Origin of the sequence: Streptomyces gottesmaniae, assembly GCF_031845845.1 — a bacterium.
GTDB lineage: Bacteria > Actinomycetota > Actinomycetes > Streptomycetales > Streptomycetaceae > Streptomyces > Streptomyces akebiae.
The window spans coordinates 1-409 of sequence record NZ_JAVRFJ010000168.1 but is presented as its reverse complement, the minus strand read 5'-3'; the positions used below and the strand labels follow the sequence as shown (position 1 = coordinate 409).

General features: G+C 74.1%; 1 protein-coding gene. It reads right to left on the bottom strand.

Annotated elements, in window-relative coordinates; all coding sequences use genetic code 11:
* The coding region (locus tag RM704_RS44900; RefSeq protein ID WP_369015717.1) for a GtrA family protein at positions 1-326 on the bottom strand (326 nt) is incomplete at its 3' end.
* Between the last annotated feature and the right edge of the window lie 83 nt (positions 327-409).

Here is a 409-nt window from a genome sequence, read left to right as displayed (position 1 = left end):
GCACCGGACGTGACCAGGTAACCGAGCAGGAAGAGGCCACCGGCTCCCAGGTGGGCGCGGGCGGGTTCCGCCGCGGCGTGCCGGAACGTCAAACGCCGGTTCGCTTCGGTGTTGAGCACGGTCAGCACCAGCAGGAAGACCGGGTTGGCGGCGGCAGGGGGCCACCACAGGCGCAGCAGCCAGTACAGCAGGACCTGTCCGACGGTCGACACGACGCCGATCACGGCGAACCAGCCGACCTCCCGCGACCACACCGCCCGCCGCGCGGCGGGAGCGCGGAGCGGTTCGCGGGGCGCGGCGGCCGGCCTCCCCTCGGGTCGAGCCACGCGACACGCCCCCACCCGGCCGGTCGGGTCGACGAATCCGGGTCGCGCAGCCTGCTACGCCGCCGCCAGGCCCTGTGCTTTTA